The organism is Myroides sp. LJL116 (assembly GCF_054871685.1).
On record NZ_JBTXLR010000008.1, the window covers coordinates 42,967 to 62,656 of the forward strand.

The window sequence follows — 19,690 nt, forward strand, 5'->3', positions numbered from 1 at the left end:
TAAGTCGCTACAACAAAGTTACAGCGACTTACTTATTTGGTTAAATTATTCCCATTCAATTGTTGCAGGCGGCTTAGAACTAATGTCATACACTACTCTATTTACCCCTCTCACATTATTGATGATTTTATTGGAAATTTCCATTAAGAATTCATACGGAAGGTGAACCCAGTCTGCAGTCATACCATCGGTAGAAGCAACAGCTCTTAAAGCTACAACTTTCTCATACGTTCTTTCATCTCCCATAACTCCTACACTATTTACAGGCAATAAGATTGCTCCTGCTTGCCATACAGAGTTATATAGATTATGTTCTTTTAATCCTTCTACAAAAATAGCATCTACCTCTTGAAGTAATCTTACTTTTTCTTGGGTGATATCTCCTAAGATACGAATTGCTAATCCTGGTCCTGGGAAAGGGTGCCTTCCTAATAATTCAGGATCAATACCTAAAGAAGCACCTACTCTACGAACCTCATCTTTAAATAACATTCTTAAAGGCTCAACAATTTTCAATTTCATAAAGTCAGGTAAACCACCTACGTTATGATGAGATTTAATTGTTGCTGATGGTCCTTTAACTGAGATAGATTCGATTACATCAGGATAAATAGTACCTTGACCTAAGAAAGTAGCATCTTTAATTAATTTTGCTTCATCGTCAAATACTTCGATAAATACTCTACCAATTGCTTTTCTTTTAGCTTCTGGCTCTTCTAAACCAGCTAAAGCTTCCATAAAACGATCTGTAGCATCTACTCCTTTTACGTTTAACCCCATTCCGTTGTAGTTTTCAAGTACAGTTTGGAATTCATTTTTACGTAAAAGCCCATTGTTTACAAAAATACAGTGTAAGTTTTCTCCAATAGCTTTGTGCAATAATACAGCAGCTACAGTAGAGTCTACTCCTCCAGATAAAGCTAGAACTACTTTTTCCTCACCAATAGTTTGTTTTAAATTAGCTACCGTTTCTTCTACGAAAGCACTTGGTGTGAAGTTTTGCTCTACATTAGCAATATCAACAAGGAAGTTCTTTAGGATTGCCGCTCCATCTGTAGAGTGGAAAACCTCTGGATGGAATTGAATTCCATAAGTAGTCTCTCCTTGAATTTTATAAGCTGCATTTTTTACATCTTTAGTGCTAGCTAATAAAACACCATTCTCTGGTAAAGTTTCGATTGTATCGCTGTGACTCATCCATACTTGACTAGAAGCAGGAACATCCTTAAATAAAGGCTCCGATTCTTCCATAAAAGTAAGATTTGCACGCCCATACTCTCTTGTTTTTGAAGGGGCTACATTTCCTTGGTTAAAGTGTGCTAAATATTGTGCTCCATAACAAACTCCCAATAAAGGCATTTTTCCTTTAATATTTGTCAAGTCTGGATGTAAAGCTTGTTCAGAACGAACAGAATAAGGACTACCAGACAAAATAACAGCAGAATACTCTGTCATGTCTGTTGGTATTTCATTGTAAGGTAAGATTTCGCAAAAAATATTCATTTCACGAACTCTTCTCGCAATCAACTGTGTGTATTGCGATCCAAAATCTAATATAAGTACATTGTGTTGCATGCGCAAAAATAGCTAATTCCTTACTTTCAGCAAAAAATCTTCTCAATTATTTTTAAGGAATTTATTCCATTCCATATAACCCAAAAAAACACCTCCAAACTTACATAATATATGATAATAGTACTAAATATATGGTTAAACGAGAAAATTTCATTCCATTTTATTTTTTTAGAGACTTGTTTCTATATATTTGCTACTCTTACAACAGAATTATTAATATTTTAAAACAAAAATCACCTTAGATATATGGAATTTGGAATATACGAAACTCTTATGTTTGCTTGCTTGGTACTATTTTTAGGCCGAGTAATTGTTCAAAGAATTAATTTTTTCAAAAAGTACAACATACCCGAGCCTGTAGTGGGTGGGTTCCTAATTGCACTACTTTGTTGGGGGGCATATTCTTTTTTAGGAAAAGAATTTATTTTCCACGCAGGACTGCAACAAGGAATGATGTTAATATTCTTTTCTTCTATTGGCCTTAACGCAGACTTTGCCCAACTTATTAAAGGAGGCAAATCCCTTATCTTCTTTTTAGTTATTGCAGCTACTTTCATTATTTGTCAAGACACCTTAGGAGTAACAATGGCTAAAATCATGGACTTAGATCCACGTTTTGGACTTATTGCAGGTTCAATTACCTTAACTGGTGGCCATGGGACAGCTGGAGCTTGGGCAGATGATTTTGCACAAAGTGGCAACCCACTACCAGGTGCGAAAGAAATTGGAATGGCCTGTGCTACCTTCGGTTTAATTTTTGGTGGTACCATTGGAGGACCTTTGGCTTACCGCTTACTAAAAAAGAAGAACTACGCTCCTTTAGATTCTAAAGCAAATAAAACAGCAGAGTTAAATCCAGAGTTCTCTAGCTTAAATGAGCCTGCTGATTTTGAAGAAAAACCTAACCTAATTAACTACCGAAATGTACTTGGTTCTATAACAATGATTGCAATTTGTTTAGTGGTTGGTAATATTCTTGCTACTTGGAATGCACAATACAGTTTTAAACTCCCAGCTTTTGTTTGGTGTTTATTCATTGGAGTTTTAATACGCAATACAGCCACTCATCTATTTAAAACCAAAATTGTAGATGAACCAACAGAACTTTTAGGAAACATTGGATTATCCATTTTCTTAGCTTGTGCTTTAATGAGTCTAAAATTATGGTTGATTATTGATCTAGCTTTACCTGTGTTATTTATTTTATTATTACAAGTTGTATTAATGATTATATTCGCTGCCAACATTACCTACCGTTTTATGGGTAAAGACTACGATGCAGTAGTTCTAGCAGCAGGACATTGTGGTTTTGGCTTAGGTGCAACCTCAACAGCTGTAGCTAACATACAAGCAGTAACAAACCGCTTTGGACCATCTAAAAAAGCTTTTTTAGTTATTCCAATGGTTGGTGCCTTTTTTATTGATATTTTAAACGCACTTATTTTAAACTTATTTATCACCTTTATATAAGGTCAAATAAGTTTTCTTATAAAAAATGGGGGTCTTTACTTTAAAGTAAAGACCCCCATTTTTTATTCTATATTCTAAAGGTGCAATTTAATACAGAGCATACTCCAAAGCTATATAGCTCACCTCCACTCTTTACTACTCCCATATTCCTTATTAGATCGCATTTAAACAGATATTATATCTAGGGTTAAATATTGAGCTTCTACCCCTATAATACTAGGAGAATAACCATTTGTAAAAACGTTTCGTCCAATTATATCAAACACCCCTATCTTAAGCTAGCTAGGCATTAAAATATATACCAATAGATAATGAAACATTTTGACTAAGTCCTTAATAAATACAACTCAATTTCATTTAGATACAATACATAGCATCTAAAATCATATATCAAGAGTAAAACAAACCTTTCAAAAAGCCAGACTATTATAAATCAATTTCTTAACGTTTAAATTAAGCTACAAATTATAGCGATTTAGCCCTACTATCCTTTCTTTTATAGATGAATATATTAAATTCCTTCTGTAATTTGACTTAATATACTATTCAATAAATAAAAATGATACAAACTATAGCAATGATAGATTTAAAGAAATACAGCTTGTTCTCAAAACCATAATAACCAAGCAATTAAAATGCAAATACAACTACATACTTTAGCAACACAGTAAAAACTAGTGATTTGAGATATTAATAAAGCCTTTTTATATCTATCAAAAAAAGGTCTTAGATTACTCTAAGACCTTTTTTAAAAAGTGTTTAAAATTAGCGTACTAACTTTTTATATTTTAAACGTGTTGGAGCTGCATCTCCTAAACGCTTAATACGATTCTCTTCATATTCAGAGAAAGATCCTTCAAAAGTATATACTTGAGACTCTCCTTCAAAAGCTAAAATATGCGTACAAATACGGTCTAAGAACCAACGGTCGTGGGAAATTACTACAGCACATCCTGCGAAGTTCTCTAGACCCTCCTCTAATGCACGTAATGTATTTACATCCAAGTCGTTTGTAGGCTCATCCAGTAAAAGTACGTTTCCTTCTTCTTTTAGGGTCATTGCTAAGTGCAATCTGTTTCTTTCCCCTCCAGATAAAGTAGATACTTTTTTGTTTTGTTCTGAACCAGCAAAGTTAAAACGGCTTAAATAAGCACGTGAGTTAACTTGACGTCCACCCATTTGAATTAATTCCTGACCATCTGAGAAGTTTTCCCAAATAGATTTCTCTGGATCAATATTAGAGTGAGTTTGGTCAACATAAGCAATCTTTACTGTTTCACCAATATCAAAACTTCCTTGATCTGGCTCTTGCTCTCCCATTATCATACGGAAGATAGTAGATTTTCCAGCACCGTTTGGCCCGATAATCCCTACGATACCAGCTTGAGGTAAAGTAAAGTTTAAGTCTTCATATAATAACTTATCTCCGAAAGCTTTACTTACTCCTTTTGCCTCGATTACATTTGTACCTAAACGAGGACCATTTGGGATATAAATCTCTAACTTCTCCTCTAATTGCTTTTGGTCTTCATTTAAAAGCTTATCATAGTTTTGTAACCTAGCTTTTTGTTTAGTCTGTCTACCCTTAGCACCTTGGCGAACCCAATCTAATTCTCTTTCTAAGTTCTTACGTCTTTTAGAAGCAACTTTTTCCTCTTGCTCTAAACGCTTACTTTTTTGATCTAACCAAGAAGAGTAATTTCCTTTCCATGGAATACCTTCTCCTCTATCTAGCTCCAAAATCCATCCTGCTACATTATCTAAGAAATAACGGTCGTGGGTTACGGCAATAACAGTTCCTTTATATTGTTGTAAATGTTGCTCTAACCAATGTACAGATTCAGCATCTAAGTGGTTGGTAGGCTCATCTAGTAATAACACATCTGGGTTTTGTAAAAGTAATCTACATAAAGCAACACGACGACGCTCCCCTCCGGATAAAACACTAATTGGTGTATCTGGCTCAGGAGTACGTAAAGCATCCATTGCGATTTCCAACTTAGTATCTAACTCCCATCCTCCAGCTGCATCAATCTTATCTTGCAACTCTGCTTGACGGTCCATTAGCTTTTGCATCTTATCTGCATCTTCATAAACCTCAGGTAAGCCAAACATATCATTAATTTGATTGAACTCATCTAAAATAGCAACTACCTCAGCAGCTCCTTCTTTAACGATTTCAATTACTGTTTTGCTCTCATCTAATTGTGGCTCTTGTTCTAAGTATCCTACCGTATATCCTGGAGCAAAAACAACATCTCCTTGGTAGTTCTTATCCACACCAGCAATAATCTTTAAAAGGGAAGACTTTCCTGAACCGTTAAGTCCCAGAATTCCAATCTTAGCTCCATAGAAAAAGCTTAAATAAATATCCTTTAAAACTGTTTTATTTGTCGATGAGTAGGTTTTACTCACTTTTGACATCGAAAAAATAACTTTTTTATCGTCTGACATAAAGTATAATAAATTGAATTAAAAAATTAAATATGCAATAAGGAATAAACTCTTAATGTAGTCTATTCTGCTCACATATGCCAAAAGTACGCTTTATTAACCAATTTAGAAACTGTTTTTTCACAAGGAAGCGGCTAAGGTTAATTTAAACACACTTTATCGTTAATAAATTAATAAATTACGTAAATCTACATGAAATTCATATTTTTTACTAGGCTATTAAATATAAAAATTGTATTTTTAGAAGGAAATTATAAAATCAATATTCTATGAAAAATTATTCTTTAGTACAAGAGAATGATTTTTGTGAGGATAATCATAAAAATCATTTTTACGATCCCTCAATCGATGCTTATGTTTGTCAAATGTGCGATAGCATATCTCCGGCAAACCACCTAAACAATACCACAGAGGATGAGTATCAAAACTGTATAGGGATTTAATTAGTTTAAAATTTGTGAAGATTGTATTGTAGAATATATTTTTACAAGTTTTACCTAATCAATCCTATTATACCACAAGTTTTGATGACAAAAGGTATGTATAGAAGCATAAGCAATTAAAAAAGGCAACCCTATAGTTACTATAGCGTTGCCTTTTTTACTTTCACCTATTTTTGAAGCTCATAGCTAAAGGTGTTAATTTTGTCAGTCAAAACAAAACATTATACCCTACCTTTTAAGGCATTAAATACCCATGCGATAGCCCAAAATCCAATTCCTACACATACAAATCCCCATCCAGCTACATCATAATACTTCAATGCTCCTAAACCAATTAGCAAACCTCCCATTAAAATCATAATAAGAGTGGCGTATCCCAATATTTTGTTTTTATCTAACTTATATCCCATAATTAATTATTTACTAAAAATCTTTACTAACATTTCTTTTAATAGATCTGATTGAGTGGCGCTAAAAGAACCTACTCCTTTACTCTTTAAGTCTATATCCTTTAAACTAGCAATAACACCGCTAACTGCTTTCATAGAGTAGTGTTTTACTCCTTGTTGATAGTCCTTTACTGCATAAGGATTAATTTTAAGCTGCTTTACAACATTTGCTGAGCTTTTATCTGCTAATCCATGATACAGTAGAAGTTTACTAAAATAACCATATACTAAAGCAACCGTTACCACTATAGGGTTATTTTTAGGATTCTGAGCAAAGTACTCTACAATTTTAAAAGCGCGAAAACGGTCTTGTTCTACTATAGCTTTGATTAATTCAAAATTATTATAATCCTTACTTATTCCGATATTTTGCTCAACTACCAAAGGAGTGATAGTACTTTGAGCAGGAATAACCAGCATAAGCTTATCTAATTCATTACTTATCTTAGACAAGTCGGTTCCTAAAAACTCCACTAACATGGCATTTGCTTTGGGCTCTATAGTATATCCCTTTGCTGATATCTGTTTATTTAGCCAAGGTTCAATTTGATATTCTTTGAGTTTTTTACTTTCGTAAATCACTCCAGCTTTTTCAATAGCTTTATATACCTTTTTGCGTTTATCCACTACCTTATACTTATAGCATAAAACTAAAACTGTAGAGGGTTGTACCTGGTTTGCATAAGCTTCTAATTGATCAAAACTACGGGCTAGGTCTTGGGCTTCTTTGACAATGATAACCTGTTTATCGGCCATTAAAGGAAATCGCTTAGCATTTGAAATAATATCTTGTATACTAACATCTCTACCGTAAAGAACCATTTGATTGAATCCTTGTTCCTCTTCAGAGAGTACATTATCTTGAATGAAATCACTTATTTTATCTATATAATAAGGCTCCTCTCCCATTAATAAATAAATAGGTGCTGCATTATTACTCTTTATATTTTTTATTATCTGTTTGATTTGCTCCAAAATAAAACCTTTGTTTTTTAATTGCCTTGTTCACAAAGAAAAAATATCTTTGCTTTATGCAAAAGTTAAATTATCCCGTATTTGAATTTCGCTTCAAAAATAGTGAAAATAAGCTATCTATTTTTGATGTGATTCGTAAAAAGTTTGTTTTACTTACCCCTGAGGAATGGGTTAGGCAACATGTTGTCCATGAATTACTCTATATTAAAAACTATCCCATATCCTTAATTAGCGTAGAGAGAGTAGTTAAGATCAATACGATGAACAAACGATACGATGTGGTAGTTTTCCAACCAAATGGTCAAATTGAGATTTTAATAGAGTGTAAAGCTCCTTCCATTAAGATTACTCAAGAGACCTTTGATCAAATTGCTCGATATAACTTTGAACTTAGATCTAGATATTTGTATGTAACCAATGGACTTAATCACTATTTCTGCCAAATGGATTACTCCAATAATAAATATATCTTTTTAAGAGATTACCCTATCTACACACCATTTATCCAATAATACAATTATGAAAAAAATAGCCGTTGCCATTTTAAATTACAATGGAGAAGCTTTATTGAAACAATTTTTACCCTCTGTTGTAAAATATTCCCCACAGGCTACGATCTATGTGATTGACAATAATTCCACAGATAACTCTCTAGAAGTTTTACAGCAAGAGTTCCCAGAGGTAAAAATAATCCAAAACCAGGATAATTATGGTTATGCAGGGGGATATAATATAGGACTAAAGCAAATCGAAGAACCTTACTTAGCACTGGTTAATTCAGATATAGAAGTTACCCCCAATTGGCTTGATCCTATTTTAGAACTTTGGGAAAACAGCCCCAATACAGCCATTATACAACCTAAGATATTAGACTATAAAAATCCAGAGTACTTTGAATATGCTGGTGCAGGTGGTGGCTTTATTGATAAGTATGGCTTTCCCTTTACTAGAGGTAGAATTTTTGACACCATTGAGAAAGATATGGGCCAGTACAACGATATAGCTGATATCTTTTGGGCAAGTGGAGCTTGTTTTTTTATTAGAACAAGTGTTTTTTGGGAATTAAAAGGTTTTGATACGGACTTTTTTGCACATCAAGAGGAAATTGATTTATGCTGGAGAGCACATCATTTGGGGTATAAAACCCAATATTGTGGATTATCTACAGTTTATCACTTAGGTGGGGCAACCTTAGGATATCAAAATCCTCAAAAGACCTATTTAAATTTTAGGAATTCTTTATTGATGATGTATAAAAATCTTCCGAAAAATTCTAAATTCTGCACGATATTTTCCCGTCTATCTTTAGATGGCATAGCAGGAATCAGGCTCTTAACCCAAGGAAAACCTAAGCATTGTTGGGCTATAATACGCTCTCACTTTGCATTTTACAAAAGAATACCAAACTTTAACAACAAGGTAGTACAAGAGCCAATTTCTAATTATCATCACTGTAATTCCATTGTATATAGATACTTTGTGCAAGGCAAAAAATATTATAATAACATTTAACAATAAAAATGTATAAAAAATTATTACAATTGCACGCTATTTGATATATTTGATTCGAAATTCAATCATTATAATTATGAAAAAAGTAGTTTTAGGATTATCTGTGCTTGCCTTAGCACTTACTTCATGTGGAACTAAACAAAAAATTGCTGATTTAGAATCTAAAAATCAGGAAATACAAGATTTATTAAATACTTGTACTATTAAATTAAACTCTACTTTAGCAGAGAAACAAGCTTTAGCTAGTCAAGTAGACTATTTAAAACAAAATACTTCTGATTTAATTAGCAATGTTGGTAACCTAACGATGTTATCTTCTAAAGGTGCAGAAAACCTAGAAAAATCATTAGAAAGCTTAAAAGAGAAAGATTTAAAAATCTCTCGTTTACAAGATGCAATCACTAAAAAAGACTCAGTTACTTTAGCTTTAGTGAAAAGTTTGAAAAAAGAAGTTGGTTTCGATGATCCAGATATTCAAATAAATGTTGAAAAAGGAGTAGTATATATTTCTATTGCAGACAAATTATTATTCAAAACTGCTGGTTACGAAGTTAGTGATAATGCTAAGAGAGTTTTAGCTAAGGTTGCTAAGGTTGCACAAAGCAAACCTGACTTTGAAGTTATGGTAGAAGGACATACAGATAATGTGTCTATTAAAAATGCTATGATGAGAAACAACTGGGATTTAAGTGTTAAACGTGCTTCTTCTATTGTTTCTGTTTTACAAAACGAATATGGTATTGCACCAGAGCGTTTAGTAGCTGCAGGACGTGGAGAATACCAACCACTTGTTCCTAATGATACAGCTCAAGATAGAGCAATCAACAGAAGAACTCGTATCGTATTATTACCAAAAATCGATCAGTTCTATGACATGATTGAAAAAGAAATGAAAGACTTAGCTAAACAATAGTTTAGACTTTTACTTTAAAATATAAAAACCAGACTTTATAAGTCTGGTTTTTTGTTTCTATTTTTTATGATAACTCAAAAATGAAACAGATAACCCCCTATATATGTGAATTATTTTGTAAATTAGAGAGAAAAACTATGAAAAACATTGATGCAGATTTCAACCATTTTGATCTAATAGGAGATATTCACGGACATAGTAATGATTTAAAGCAATTACTAGAGCAATTAGGATACAATAATACCAATGGCTATTACCAACACCCTAGTAGAAAAGTACTTTTTTTAGGAGACTATATTGACAGAGGGATTAATGTTGTAGAAGTTTTACATATTGTAAAATCCATGGTAGATAACCATCAAGCTATTGCTTTAATGGGCAACCATGAATATAATGCTATATGTTATAATACAAAAGATAAACAAGGGAATTACTTAAGGGAACAAAATAAGAAGAACTTTAATCAACATGCCGTTACCATGGCGGCATTTATGAAAGACCCTAAAAGCTATAAGATGTATATTGAGTGGTTTGCTACTCTTCCCCTATTCTACGAAAATGAAAACTTTAGAGCAGTACATGCTTGTTGGGATCCTCAAAGCATTGAATATCTTAGAAAATATACTAAAGATGGTGTACTCCCATTAAAATACTATCCTACTACGCAGGACAAAAACTCTCGTCTACATCAATGTTTAGAAATCACTTTAAAAGGCATGGAATTACCCTTACCTAAAGGACAAGTCTTCTACGATAAAGATCGTGCTATTCGAAATGATTTTAGGATTTCTTGGTGGACTTCACCTACTGATACTACCTATCAAGGTATTAATGCCATGAAGGAATACAAACTACCTGATACTCCATTAAATATTGAGCATATTCCTTTTTATAGCAGTAAAGAAAAACCAGTATTCTTTGGTCATTATTGGATGAAAGCTCCAAAGGGAGAGAATCCAAAACTATTAAGTCCTAATGCTGCTTGTTTAGATTTTAGTGTGGCAAATGATGGAATTTTAGTTTCCTATCGATACCAAGGAGAGAAAACCTTAGAAAATGATCATTTATGCTATAGTCTACAAAAATAAAACACTATACTACAAAACAGAACTAAGATTTAGTTCTGTTTTTTTATTTAAAAAAAACTCAACAATTACACAAAGCACAAAACTATACTCAGTAAGTTTTTCAAAAAATTAAGAATTATTCATAGAAAATAACCTTACAAAATATATTTCCTATAAATGTATTAACATATTTTAAATTTAACAGAATTTAACTATATTTGAAGTAGATACACAATGAAAATATAGCACAATTATGATAAAATTTAATTCTAATCTTTCTCATTATATTAATTTAATAGGAGAACAGGAGTCAAACAATAAAATACTATCGCAAATATTGAATTATTTAAGTAGTGAAGACATTACCTTTTTGGGATTCTATGCTCTATTAGAGAACAATCATATTTATCACTTAAAAAGTATAAAAAGAGATTTATTACACGCTTATTGTGCTTTAAAGAAATCCATTCAATCACAACAAAACTATATTGATTGGGATCACTTACAAGATTTACGCATTATTAAAAATCTATGGGAAATTGACCCTTTTGAATTAATAGCATATAAAAAGCAAGATGTAGAGGAAATTTTAAGCTTACAAAATGGTTATTTTTCTACTCAAGCAAATACAGAGTCTACACAATACAAGCAAAACATAGAAGACCTAAAAGACTTACTTGGCTATAGTACTATATCTTATGCTACTACTTAATAACACATTACAATAAAATTTCAAAAAATATCCAAATTATTTAATCCTATAAGAAAACTAGTAAACTAGTTTTCTTATAGGATTACTTTTTTATAGTCTTCACTAAATCCTAATTATACCATTGCATATAAACTGCTTGCATTTTTTAAATTCTTACCACCAAGCCAGTCTAATCCCAAGTCTACAACTAAGCTATAGGTATACTTATTCGTTTTACCGTACTACCCTAAAATTAAGGGGTTCTATAAACAGGAACTTTTTAACATAGTTTTATTACCATAAGTACTTGTGTGCTTATTTGTACTTCTGTAGAAAAGAAAGACTTAAAATGTGTTTTATTTCTTTTTGATGAGCTTTGGAGTAAACCTAGGAAATATAGCTTAAGCTTAAAAATGGGCATATTCTTCTTAAAGGCATAAGCCTGGTTTAAAGCTAAATAGCTTTATAAAAACAAAACAAAATTAAACCATTTAAATTCCCAGACAAATAACAGTAGTTTTTTTATTGGTGGTAGTACATCCACACAATACATTAAGACCACGGTCGAATATAAACCTACAGCTAGATTAATTTAGAGTATAAAACAGCTGAAATACAAATAGACTATAATTTACTGATAGGTAGTCTTACTCCTGGCTAAAGTATACTGCCTCAAAAAAATCTAAAGATTACTAATAGAGTAATAATACAAGTAAGATTTATATCAATTAAAAAAGTAAAAGTATCCCATATCTTGTATCCAAAAAAAAAACAGCAGTATACCTAGGTATACTACTGTTTTTTATGTTATTCGCAAATTTACGTTAAAAAAGTAACTCTTCTACTTTTGAGTAAACTCAATCACGGCATTGTATTCCCCTTTAGGTAAAGGAGTGTACATACTGCCTGAGCCTAAACTAAAACTAATTTTAGTATTCTCAATAGCTACATCTGTTGTACCCACATTTATGGCATTGCCATTGGTATCTAGAATAGAGATACTAAAGATCGAAGAAATTTTAGATCTAAGACTAGTGGGAATAAGAATAAATGTTTCTGCATTATTCTCCTCTATACTTATAAAATCCTTATACACATAAATATGTGCTTGTTCTACTTTATTACCCGTAGAGGTAGCTTCTAAACTAATATTATAGCCAATATAGTTTCTAATGGTAGTATGTATTTCATCTCCTGCATTTTGGAAAAAGTGCAAAATATTTTGAGCTATATCGATAATGTGTGTTACTCTATCTCCATTCTCATTAATCATACTTCTATATAGAACTTCATTCTGCTCGCCTGGGAATTCTCCAAAATACACATTACCAGCATCTCTATTACCTCCATCATCTCCACCAATTATATTAATAATTTCATTTCTTACATTAGTATTATTCTCTAAACTAGCTAATAAGTCACTGGTAAAATCAACGAAATAATTTTGGCCACCTTCCGCAGTGTATTTATAAATTACTTTCCCTTTCTCTGGAGTAGGCTCTTGGGTATAAACTGAGTAGTTCCCCATTTGGGTTGCATTAATATCTTCTCTTCTAGCCATGGTAGTCTTTGTTTCCAAATCCGAAATAGCACCGGCTAAATCAATTAGCGTCTCTGTAGCTTTTCCCTGAGCATCGATCTGTACATTATAAAAATTCCCCTGATCAGCTTTATAGATTACATAACTCTTAATAGAAGAATTACCGCCACCACCGCCATCTGGTAAGTTATCAAGGATTTCCTTTAAACTTTGACTATCGACTATTCTAGTCCAACTACTCCCAGTCCAATAGTAGTATCCCCTAGTTAAATCCTTGCTAGTATTTATACTAGTATTGAATACTAGAAGACCAATATTATTTGAATCTGCAGGATTACCGTTAATTGGCGAAAAAACTTTAATATCAGTTAGTGCTACATTAGGTAAAATAACTCCTTTATCTCCACCTTCACTATAAACGTGAAGCATGGCAGAATTAGAAGGTTTTTTTAAACCTATCCCTACTTGGGCATGTCCTAAAAAGGACACACCAAGTAAGGCAGAACAAATTATTAAATATTTCTTCATATTATTTTTTATTAGTTATTCTACTAATTTATATTTATTTAGCAATGTACTCATAAATAAGCTGGTAATTTCCCGCTGGTAAATTAAGGTACATTATTCCTTGACCAAAGTCAAAGTTGAATGTTTTAGGTCCTACTATAGCATCCGTAAAAGTATTTACTAATACCGATCCGTTTGGATCTAAAACTTGAATGGATAATAAGCGTCCAATTTCTATAGTTGAATCAATTACAAATTCTGTTTCTCCTGTAGAAGTTTTCACCTCTTTTTTAGGCTGTATAGTCACCGGAACAGATAATGTACTAGGTTTATCATCAACTACACTTACTGTTTGCGTACCTCTATATACAGGCTTATTGTTTACAAAAGTATTTGTAAGCTTATCGCTATCGGTTACAATATCCAATCTAGTTACTTTCTTAATTGTATTTTGAACCTCTGTATTATTAGTGATCTCATTGATGATATTCTGTGAAATATCTATTGGAGTACGCTTTCCTGCTTTATCTACACTAAAAAGAATATCTTTTGCAGTAGTATCTGTAGTATCTATTTTTCCAAAGTATACATTGGACCCTCCTTCTAAAAAGTTATTCACGATATTGGTAATATCTTCTTGAAGTTTCGTGTTATTATTGATAGTAGTGATTAAATCTTGGGTTAGATTGATATAATTAACCTCTTCGCCATTTTTACCTTCTGTTACATATTCATAGAAAATCTCCCCTTTTTTAATCTTTGCTGTGTCTGGAGCTGTACTGTTAGCAGCAAAACTAGGTGCTACACCATCTGCAGTAACTTCTCCTGTTTTTAACGTTGTCTTAAACTCCATTTCGTTAAAATAGGTTGTTGTAGTGGTTTTATCTGGGTTTTTCGACACAAAATAATACTTTCCATCTGGATCTTTATGTAAAGTAACATTTCCTTCTATATTAATAAAAGTATTTTCTATAAACTCTTTATTCTCAGTAAGATGCTCTATAAAAGTATCTCCAGCAATACTAGCAACATCAATATAGAACCCTAATGCTGGATCAATAGTTTCTATCGCAGCTGTTGGGTTGGTTTTTCTCCATTCCTTAATTACTTTTTCATTAAAATAGCGGTAACCTAATGTTACTTCTTTTGTACCACCTTTTCCATCAGTAACGTTCCCCTTCACAGGTAACATAAAGGTTTCTGTCTCCGTTCCTTTGATAATATCTTCTAAAGTAATTTCCTTTAAGGTATAAGTGATTTTCTTATCTGTACCTACTGTAGGAACCAAGTAGCTAAACTTTCCTTTACTTGGATCATCTGTAGAAGGAGTAAAGGCAACTAAATAGCTAAGGTCAGTTCCTGATCCAGGAATTTTTGTGATTTTCTCAATCTCTTCGTAGATTTCTTTTCTTAAATTCTCTATAATGGTATTTAATCTACTTTCTGAAGTAATCAATTCCCATTGTGCAGTAGTAGCACCAGACCAATAGTAAAATCCACTTGGAATTTCTTTAGTATCTAAGTTATTATAGATTAACATAGACTCCGTGTTACTACCCCCAGCTAAGCCAAAAGTTTTTAAATCTTTTAAAGCCATACGTGGAATCAACACCCCTTTATCATCTGATTTTATCTCTAAAACAGCAGAGTCGTTCACTTTCTTTGCTCCTATCCCCACTCCTGGTTTACTTTGAGCATATGTTGTATGCAATACTCCAAAACTAAGTGCAAGAGTCATTGCGGCAATAATATTTTTCTTCATGATTTTCTTGGTTTTTGAATACTAATTAGACTTTTCTTGTTTTAAGGAGTTGTTGCTGCAAACTCAACAATAATCTCATAATTTCCAGGTTTTAATGGAAGTATGGTTTGACCATTTCCAAAAACAAAACTTAGTTTCCCTGCATTTAACTCTATATCTCTAGCTGTATTTAATACAACGGAACCATTTTGATTCAAAAGCTGTATACTTAGTACTTTGGTTGCATTACTACCTAAATCTACAGGAGCACTTAATACATTATTATAAGGAGTGTTAGCATTAGCTGCCGTTACAGCAACTGTTTTTAGAAGACGGTACACCTCTACATTGTTTAGACTTGTATTAATAGAAACTACTTTGGACTCCTCTAATTCTATCCTAGTTACTTTCTTAATTGTATTTTTAACCTCTGTATTATTGGTGATCTCATTGATGATATTCTGTGAAATATCTATTGGAGTACGCTTTCCTGCTTTATCTACACTAAAAAGAATATCTTTTGCAGTAGTATCTTTAGGATCTATTTTTCCATAGTAAACATTGGCCCCTCCTTCTAAAAAGTTATTCACGATATTGGTAATTTCTTCTTTAAGTTGTTCGTTATTATTGATAGTAGTGATTAAATCTTGGGTTAGATTGATATAATTTAACTCTTCCCCATTTTTACCTTCTGTTACATATTCATAGAAAATCTCCCCTTTTTTAATCTTTGTTGGGTCTGGAGCTGTAGTGTTGGCAGCAAAACTAGGTGCTATACCATCTGCAGTAACTTCTCCTGTTTTTAACTTTGTCTTAAACTCCATTTCGTTAAAATAGGTAGTAGTAGTGGTTTTATCTGGGTTTTTCGATACAAAATAATACTTCCCATCTACATCCTTATGTAAAGTAACATTTCCTTCTATATTAATAAAAGTATTTTCTATAAACTCTTTATTCTGAGTAAGGTGCTCTATAAAAGTATCTCCAGCAATACTTGCAACATCAATAAAGAAACCTAATGCTGGATCAATAGTTTCTATCGCAGCTGTTGGATTTTGAACTCTCCAATCTTTAATTACTTTTTCATTAAAATAACGGTAACCTAATGTTACTTCTTTTGTACCGCCTTTCCCATCATTAACGTTACCCTTCACTGGCAACATAAAAGTTTCTGTTTCGGTTCCTTTGATAATATCTTCTAAAGTAATTTCCTTTAAGGTATAAGTGATTTTATTGTCGGTACCTACAGTTGGAACCAAATAACTAAACTTACCTTTACTTGGATCATCTACAGAAGGAGTAAAAGCAACTAGGTAGCTTAGATCGGTACCTTGACCAAATTTGGTTATCTTCTCAATTTCCTCGTAGATTTCCTTTCTTAAATTTTCGATAATAGTATTCAAGCGACTTTCTGAAGTAATCAATTCCCATTTTCCAGCTGTATTAGTACCAGTCCAATAGTAAAACCCTTTTGGAATATCTGTACCTGCTAAAGTGTTATAAATTAAAACGGATTCTGTGCCACTTTTTCCAGCTAATTCAAAAGTGTCTAGTTTCTTTAATTCCATACGTGGAATCAATACCCCTTTATCAGAGGCATTCACATCTAAAATAGCACTCGCATCAGGAAGACCCTTCCCAATACCAAGACCTGGGTCCTGTGCATAGGTAGTTGCTGCAGCAGCCACTAAAAACAACATAGTAATTTTTTTCTTCATATTAAAAGCTTATTGATTTTACAATTTTTAATTTTCCTAACATTTTATTTAAAAAGCTTTAAACTATAAGGATCACATAAAACATAATATACATGCTTTACTTTCCCAAAAGCTTAAAACAAATCTACGACTTTAATTAATAAAAATGTTAATATTGTTAATTTAAAGAGGTATACCTTATAAATTATATAAATAGTAAAGTAATCTCTTTATTTTTAGCACAAATTAACGTTATTTTCAATATATATGATGATTTATTGTAATTTAGTTAAAGAAAAAAATAATTAAGCTTGAGTTGACTAAAAAAAATCAAAGTACTATTTAATTTATTTATTGTCTTTTTTACAAATTGCAATTTTATTTGTGTTAAAAAAACTAAAATCATAAGATTTTTAAGTTAAAATAATCAAATAGACTATGTTAAAATCAAATAAATTTCTAAACTGAAAATAAAAAAAACGAGCTTAAAATATTTTGTTAATAACACCATATCTTAAGGCCGTTTTTCTAAATTAAAAAAGGGGATATAAAAAGGGGGAGGTTGCTAGTGCTAAAAAATATCAATTCACACTATAAACAACCAGTTGTTTTTCACCAACACAGTGAAAAAACAAGGTGATTAAGTATCACCTTATAATAAGGTCGTTTTAAAGCCAGGTTGTCTTAGGCAAAAACTAAAGTCTTTTTCATTATCACACACACAATACAAACGTAGAGTATGTCCGTCAATTTTTTTAAATATTGCTTTAATACCCTTAGGAAGGATAGAGCAGCATTGATTAGAACTCTCTCCTGCATACTTGGGATCAATATCTACGGTGATTAGCACCACGAATTCATTGGATTTTAATTCTATAGGCAACTTCATAATTATCTTGTTTTTATTGGTTATTGTCCTAATTTAGAAAAAAAAACACACTTTGCAATCTTTTTTTGAAAAAAAATCTACATCTGATTGCATATATTTCACTACTTAGATTTACTTTTTCACAAACTACTAACCTTAATTCAAGGTGAATATTCATATTAAATAATTCTACCCCAATATTTTTTTTGAAAAAACATTTTACCCCCACAAATCTTGCTAATGTTTTAATATTTATTTAGCAATTATTTTTTATACCTTTGTCCTTTAAATATTCAAAGTAAGCATAAATAACAATTAGAAAATGCAAAACATTCCTAGTGTTGACTTACGTGATTTCCTATCGGATGACCCGGTACGTAAACAAAAGTTTGTAAATGAAATCGGAAAAGCCTACGAAGAAATTGGATTCGTAGCATTAAAAGGACACTTTTTAGACGACCAACTTGTTGAGAGTCTTTATAAAGAGGTTCAAAACTTCTTTCAACTTCCATTGGAAGTAAAAGAAAAATACGAAATCCCTGGTATTGGAGGACAAAGAGGTTATGTTTCTTTTGGAAAAGAACATGCTAAAGGTCGTCAAGAAGGAGATTTAAAAGAATTCTGGCATTTTGGACAATACGTACAAGATGATCCTGCCTTAGAGGCATCTTACCCAAAAAACGTTACTGTTAATGAATTAGCGAATTTCAATCCAGTAGGAGAGCAAACATATAAAATGCTTGAAAAAACAGGTGTTTATGTATTAAGAGCTCTAGCTATATATTTGGATTTAGATGAGTTTTACTTTGACGCCTATTTAAAAAATGGTAATAGTATCTTACGACCAATTCACTACCCTCCTATTACAAGCGAACCTAAAAATGCAGTACGTGCAGCAGCTCACGGAGACATTAACTTAATTACCTTATTAATGGGGGCTCAAGGAAAAGGTTTACAAGTGCAAAACCACCAAGGACAATGGATTGATGCTATTGCTAAGGAGGATGAATTAGTAATTAACGTTGGAGACATGTTATCAAGACACTCTAACAACAGATTAAAATCAACTATTCACCAAGTGGTTAATCCACCAAGAGAATTATGGGGCACTTCTCGTTACTCTATTCCTTTTTTCATGCATCCAATAAGCTCAATGCCTTTGGACTGTTTGCCAAATTGTGTAGATCAAGATAACCCTAAGAAATACGATGATATTACTGCTGGAGAGTTTTTACACCAACGACTAGTAGAACTAGGATTAATTAAAGAATAGATATTCTTTTTATTATACATACAATCAAAGGGACTCAAATTAACATTGAGTCCCTTTTTTATTAGGATAAATCACTAGGAAAAAGCCCCACTATACCCAACAATTTTGTATATTTGAGTCTAGTGGACTCCACTATAGTAAAGCGAATTTTCACACAATAACTATGAGTAAGAAAAAACTTAGTTTGGAAGATTTAGGAGGATTTGTGTTTTCAACCAATGAAGATTTTGAATTTTCTACCCCTGAACCAATCGAAACTTTAGCCCCTAAAGACCAAAGATTAGAGGCGCATTTAGACAAAAAAAATAGAGCAGGTAAAATAGCTACCATCATTAAAGGATTCCAAGGGGACCCAGAGGATTTAAAAATCCTTGCAAAACAACTAAAAACCTTATGTGGTGTTGGAGGTAGTACAAAAGACCAGGAGATTATCATCCAGGGTAACTTCCGAGACAAAATCATGGAATTTTTAACCAAACAAGGCTACAAGGTAAAACGAGTAGGCGCATAAAAAT

General features: G+C 32.2%; 16 protein-coding genes. 8 read left to right on the plus strand and 8 right to left on the minus strand.

What is annotated here, in order from left to right:
- Window positions 1–45: 45 nt before the first annotated feature.
- Window positions 46–1,575, minus strand: coding sequence for a glutamine-hydrolyzing GMP synthase (guaA, locus tag ACYSNM_RS07415; RefSeq protein WP_461756309.1), 1,530 nt, complete (start codon window positions 1,573–1,575; stop codon window positions 46–48).
- Between the two features lie 246 nt (window positions 1,576–1,821).
- Here guaA and gltS point away from each other — a divergent pair, with 246 nt between their 5' ends.
- Window positions 1,822–3,045 (plus strand): sodium/glutamate symporter, encoded by a 1,224-nt coding sequence (gene gltS, locus ACYSNM_RS07420; protein WP_461756310.1) that lies wholly within the window; start codon window positions 1,822–1,824, stop codon window positions 3,043–3,045.
- Between the two features lie 765 nt (window positions 3,046–3,810).
- Here gltS and ettA read toward each other — a convergent pair.
- The 3 genes from ettA to holA all read right to left on the minus strand — a co-directional run bounded on the left by ettA (window position 3,811) and on the right by holA (window position 7,366).
- Window positions 3,811–5,499, minus strand: a complete 1,689-nt coding sequence (gene ettA / locus ACYSNM_RS07425; RefSeq protein WP_461756311.1) for an energy-dependent translational throttle protein EttA — start codon at window positions 5,497–5,499, stop codon at window positions 3,811–3,813.
- Between the two features lie 664 nt (window positions 5,500–6,163).
- Window positions 6,164–6,352, minus strand: coding sequence for a CAL67264 family membrane protein (locus ACYSNM_RS07430; RefSeq protein ID WP_461753316.1), 189 nt, complete (start codon window positions 6,350–6,352; stop codon window positions 6,164–6,166).
- Window positions 6,353–6,358: 6 nt separating this feature from the next.
- Complete coding sequence (gene holA, locus ACYSNM_RS07435; protein WP_461756312.1) at window positions 6,359–7,366, minus strand: DNA polymerase III subunit delta; 1,008 nt, start codon at window positions 7,364–7,366, stop codon at window positions 6,359–6,361.
- A gap of 56 nt (window positions 7,367–7,422) precedes the next feature.
- On the opposite strand from holA, the gene ACYSNM_RS07440 reads away from it, so the two are divergent.
- The 5 genes from ACYSNM_RS07440 to ACYSNM_RS07460 all read left to right on the plus strand — a co-directional run bounded on the left by ACYSNM_RS07440 (window position 7,423) and on the right by ACYSNM_RS07460 (window position 11,570).
- Window positions 7,423–7,878, plus strand: coding sequence for a type I restriction enzyme HsdR N-terminal domain-containing protein (locus tag ACYSNM_RS07440; RefSeq protein WP_461756313.1), 456 nt, complete (start codon window positions 7,423–7,425; stop codon window positions 7,876–7,878).
- A gap of 7 nt (window positions 7,879–7,885) precedes the next feature.
- A complete protein-coding gene (locus ACYSNM_RS07445) occupies window positions 7,886–8,878 on the plus strand; it encodes a glycosyltransferase family 2 protein (protein ID WP_461756314.1) in 993 nt (330 codons plus the stop codon).
- A 76-nt stretch (window positions 8,879–8,954) separates the two neighbouring features.
- Entirely contained in the window at window positions 8,955–9,791 is an 837-nt protein-coding gene (locus ACYSNM_RS07450; RefSeq protein WP_461753319.1) for an OmpA/MotB family protein, read from the plus strand.
- Window positions 9,792–9,928: 137 nt separating this feature from the next.
- Window positions 9,929–10,879, plus strand: coding sequence for a metallophosphoesterase (locus ACYSNM_RS07455; RefSeq protein ID WP_461756315.1), 951 nt, complete (start codon window positions 9,929–9,931; stop codon window positions 10,877–10,879).
- A gap of 232 nt (window positions 10,880–11,111) precedes the next feature.
- Complete coding sequence (locus ACYSNM_RS07460; protein ID WP_461756316.1) at window positions 11,112–11,570, plus strand: hypothetical protein; 459 nt, start codon at window positions 11,112–11,114, stop codon at window positions 11,568–11,570.
- Between the two features lie 820 nt (window positions 11,571–12,390).
- Here ACYSNM_RS07460 and ACYSNM_RS07465 read toward each other — a convergent pair.
- The 4 genes from ACYSNM_RS07465 to ACYSNM_RS07480 form a co-directional block, all read right to left on the minus strand.
- Entirely contained in the window at window positions 12,391–13,617 is a 1,227-nt protein-coding gene (locus ACYSNM_RS07465) for a hypothetical protein (protein WP_461756317.1), read from the minus strand.
- Window positions 13,618–13,651: 34 nt separating this feature from the next.
- Window positions 13,652–15,358 (minus strand): hypothetical protein, encoded by a 1,707-nt coding sequence (locus tag ACYSNM_RS07470; RefSeq protein ID WP_461756318.1) that lies wholly within the window; start codon window positions 15,356–15,358, stop codon window positions 13,652–13,654.
- Window positions 15,359–15,399: 41 nt separating this feature from the next.
- Window positions 15,400–17,055 carry a hypothetical protein gene (locus ACYSNM_RS07475; protein ID WP_461756319.1) on the minus strand — a complete coding sequence of 552 codons (1,656 nt, stop codon included), beginning with the start codon at window positions 17,053–17,055 and terminating at the stop codon, window positions 15,400–15,402.
- A gap of 631 nt (window positions 17,056–17,686) precedes the next feature.
- Window positions 17,687–17,923: a hypothetical protein gene (locus tag ACYSNM_RS07480; protein WP_461756320.1), complete on the minus strand. Its 237-nt coding sequence runs from the start codon at window positions 17,921–17,923 to the stop codon at window positions 17,687–17,689.
- 301 nt (window positions 17,924–18,224) lie between these two features.
- Between ACYSNM_RS07480 and ACYSNM_RS07485 the strand changes: the two genes are divergently transcribed.
- Complete coding sequence (locus ACYSNM_RS07485) at window positions 18,225–19,175, plus strand: isopenicillin N synthase family dioxygenase (RefSeq protein ID WP_461756321.1); 951 nt, start codon at window positions 18,225–18,227, stop codon at window positions 19,173–19,175.
- 163 nt (window positions 19,176–19,338) lie between these two features.
- Entirely contained in the window at window positions 19,339–19,686 is a 348-nt protein-coding gene (locus tag ACYSNM_RS07490; protein ID WP_461756322.1) for a translation initiation factor, read from the plus strand.
- The last annotated feature ends 4 nt before the right edge of the window (window positions 19,687–19,690 follow it).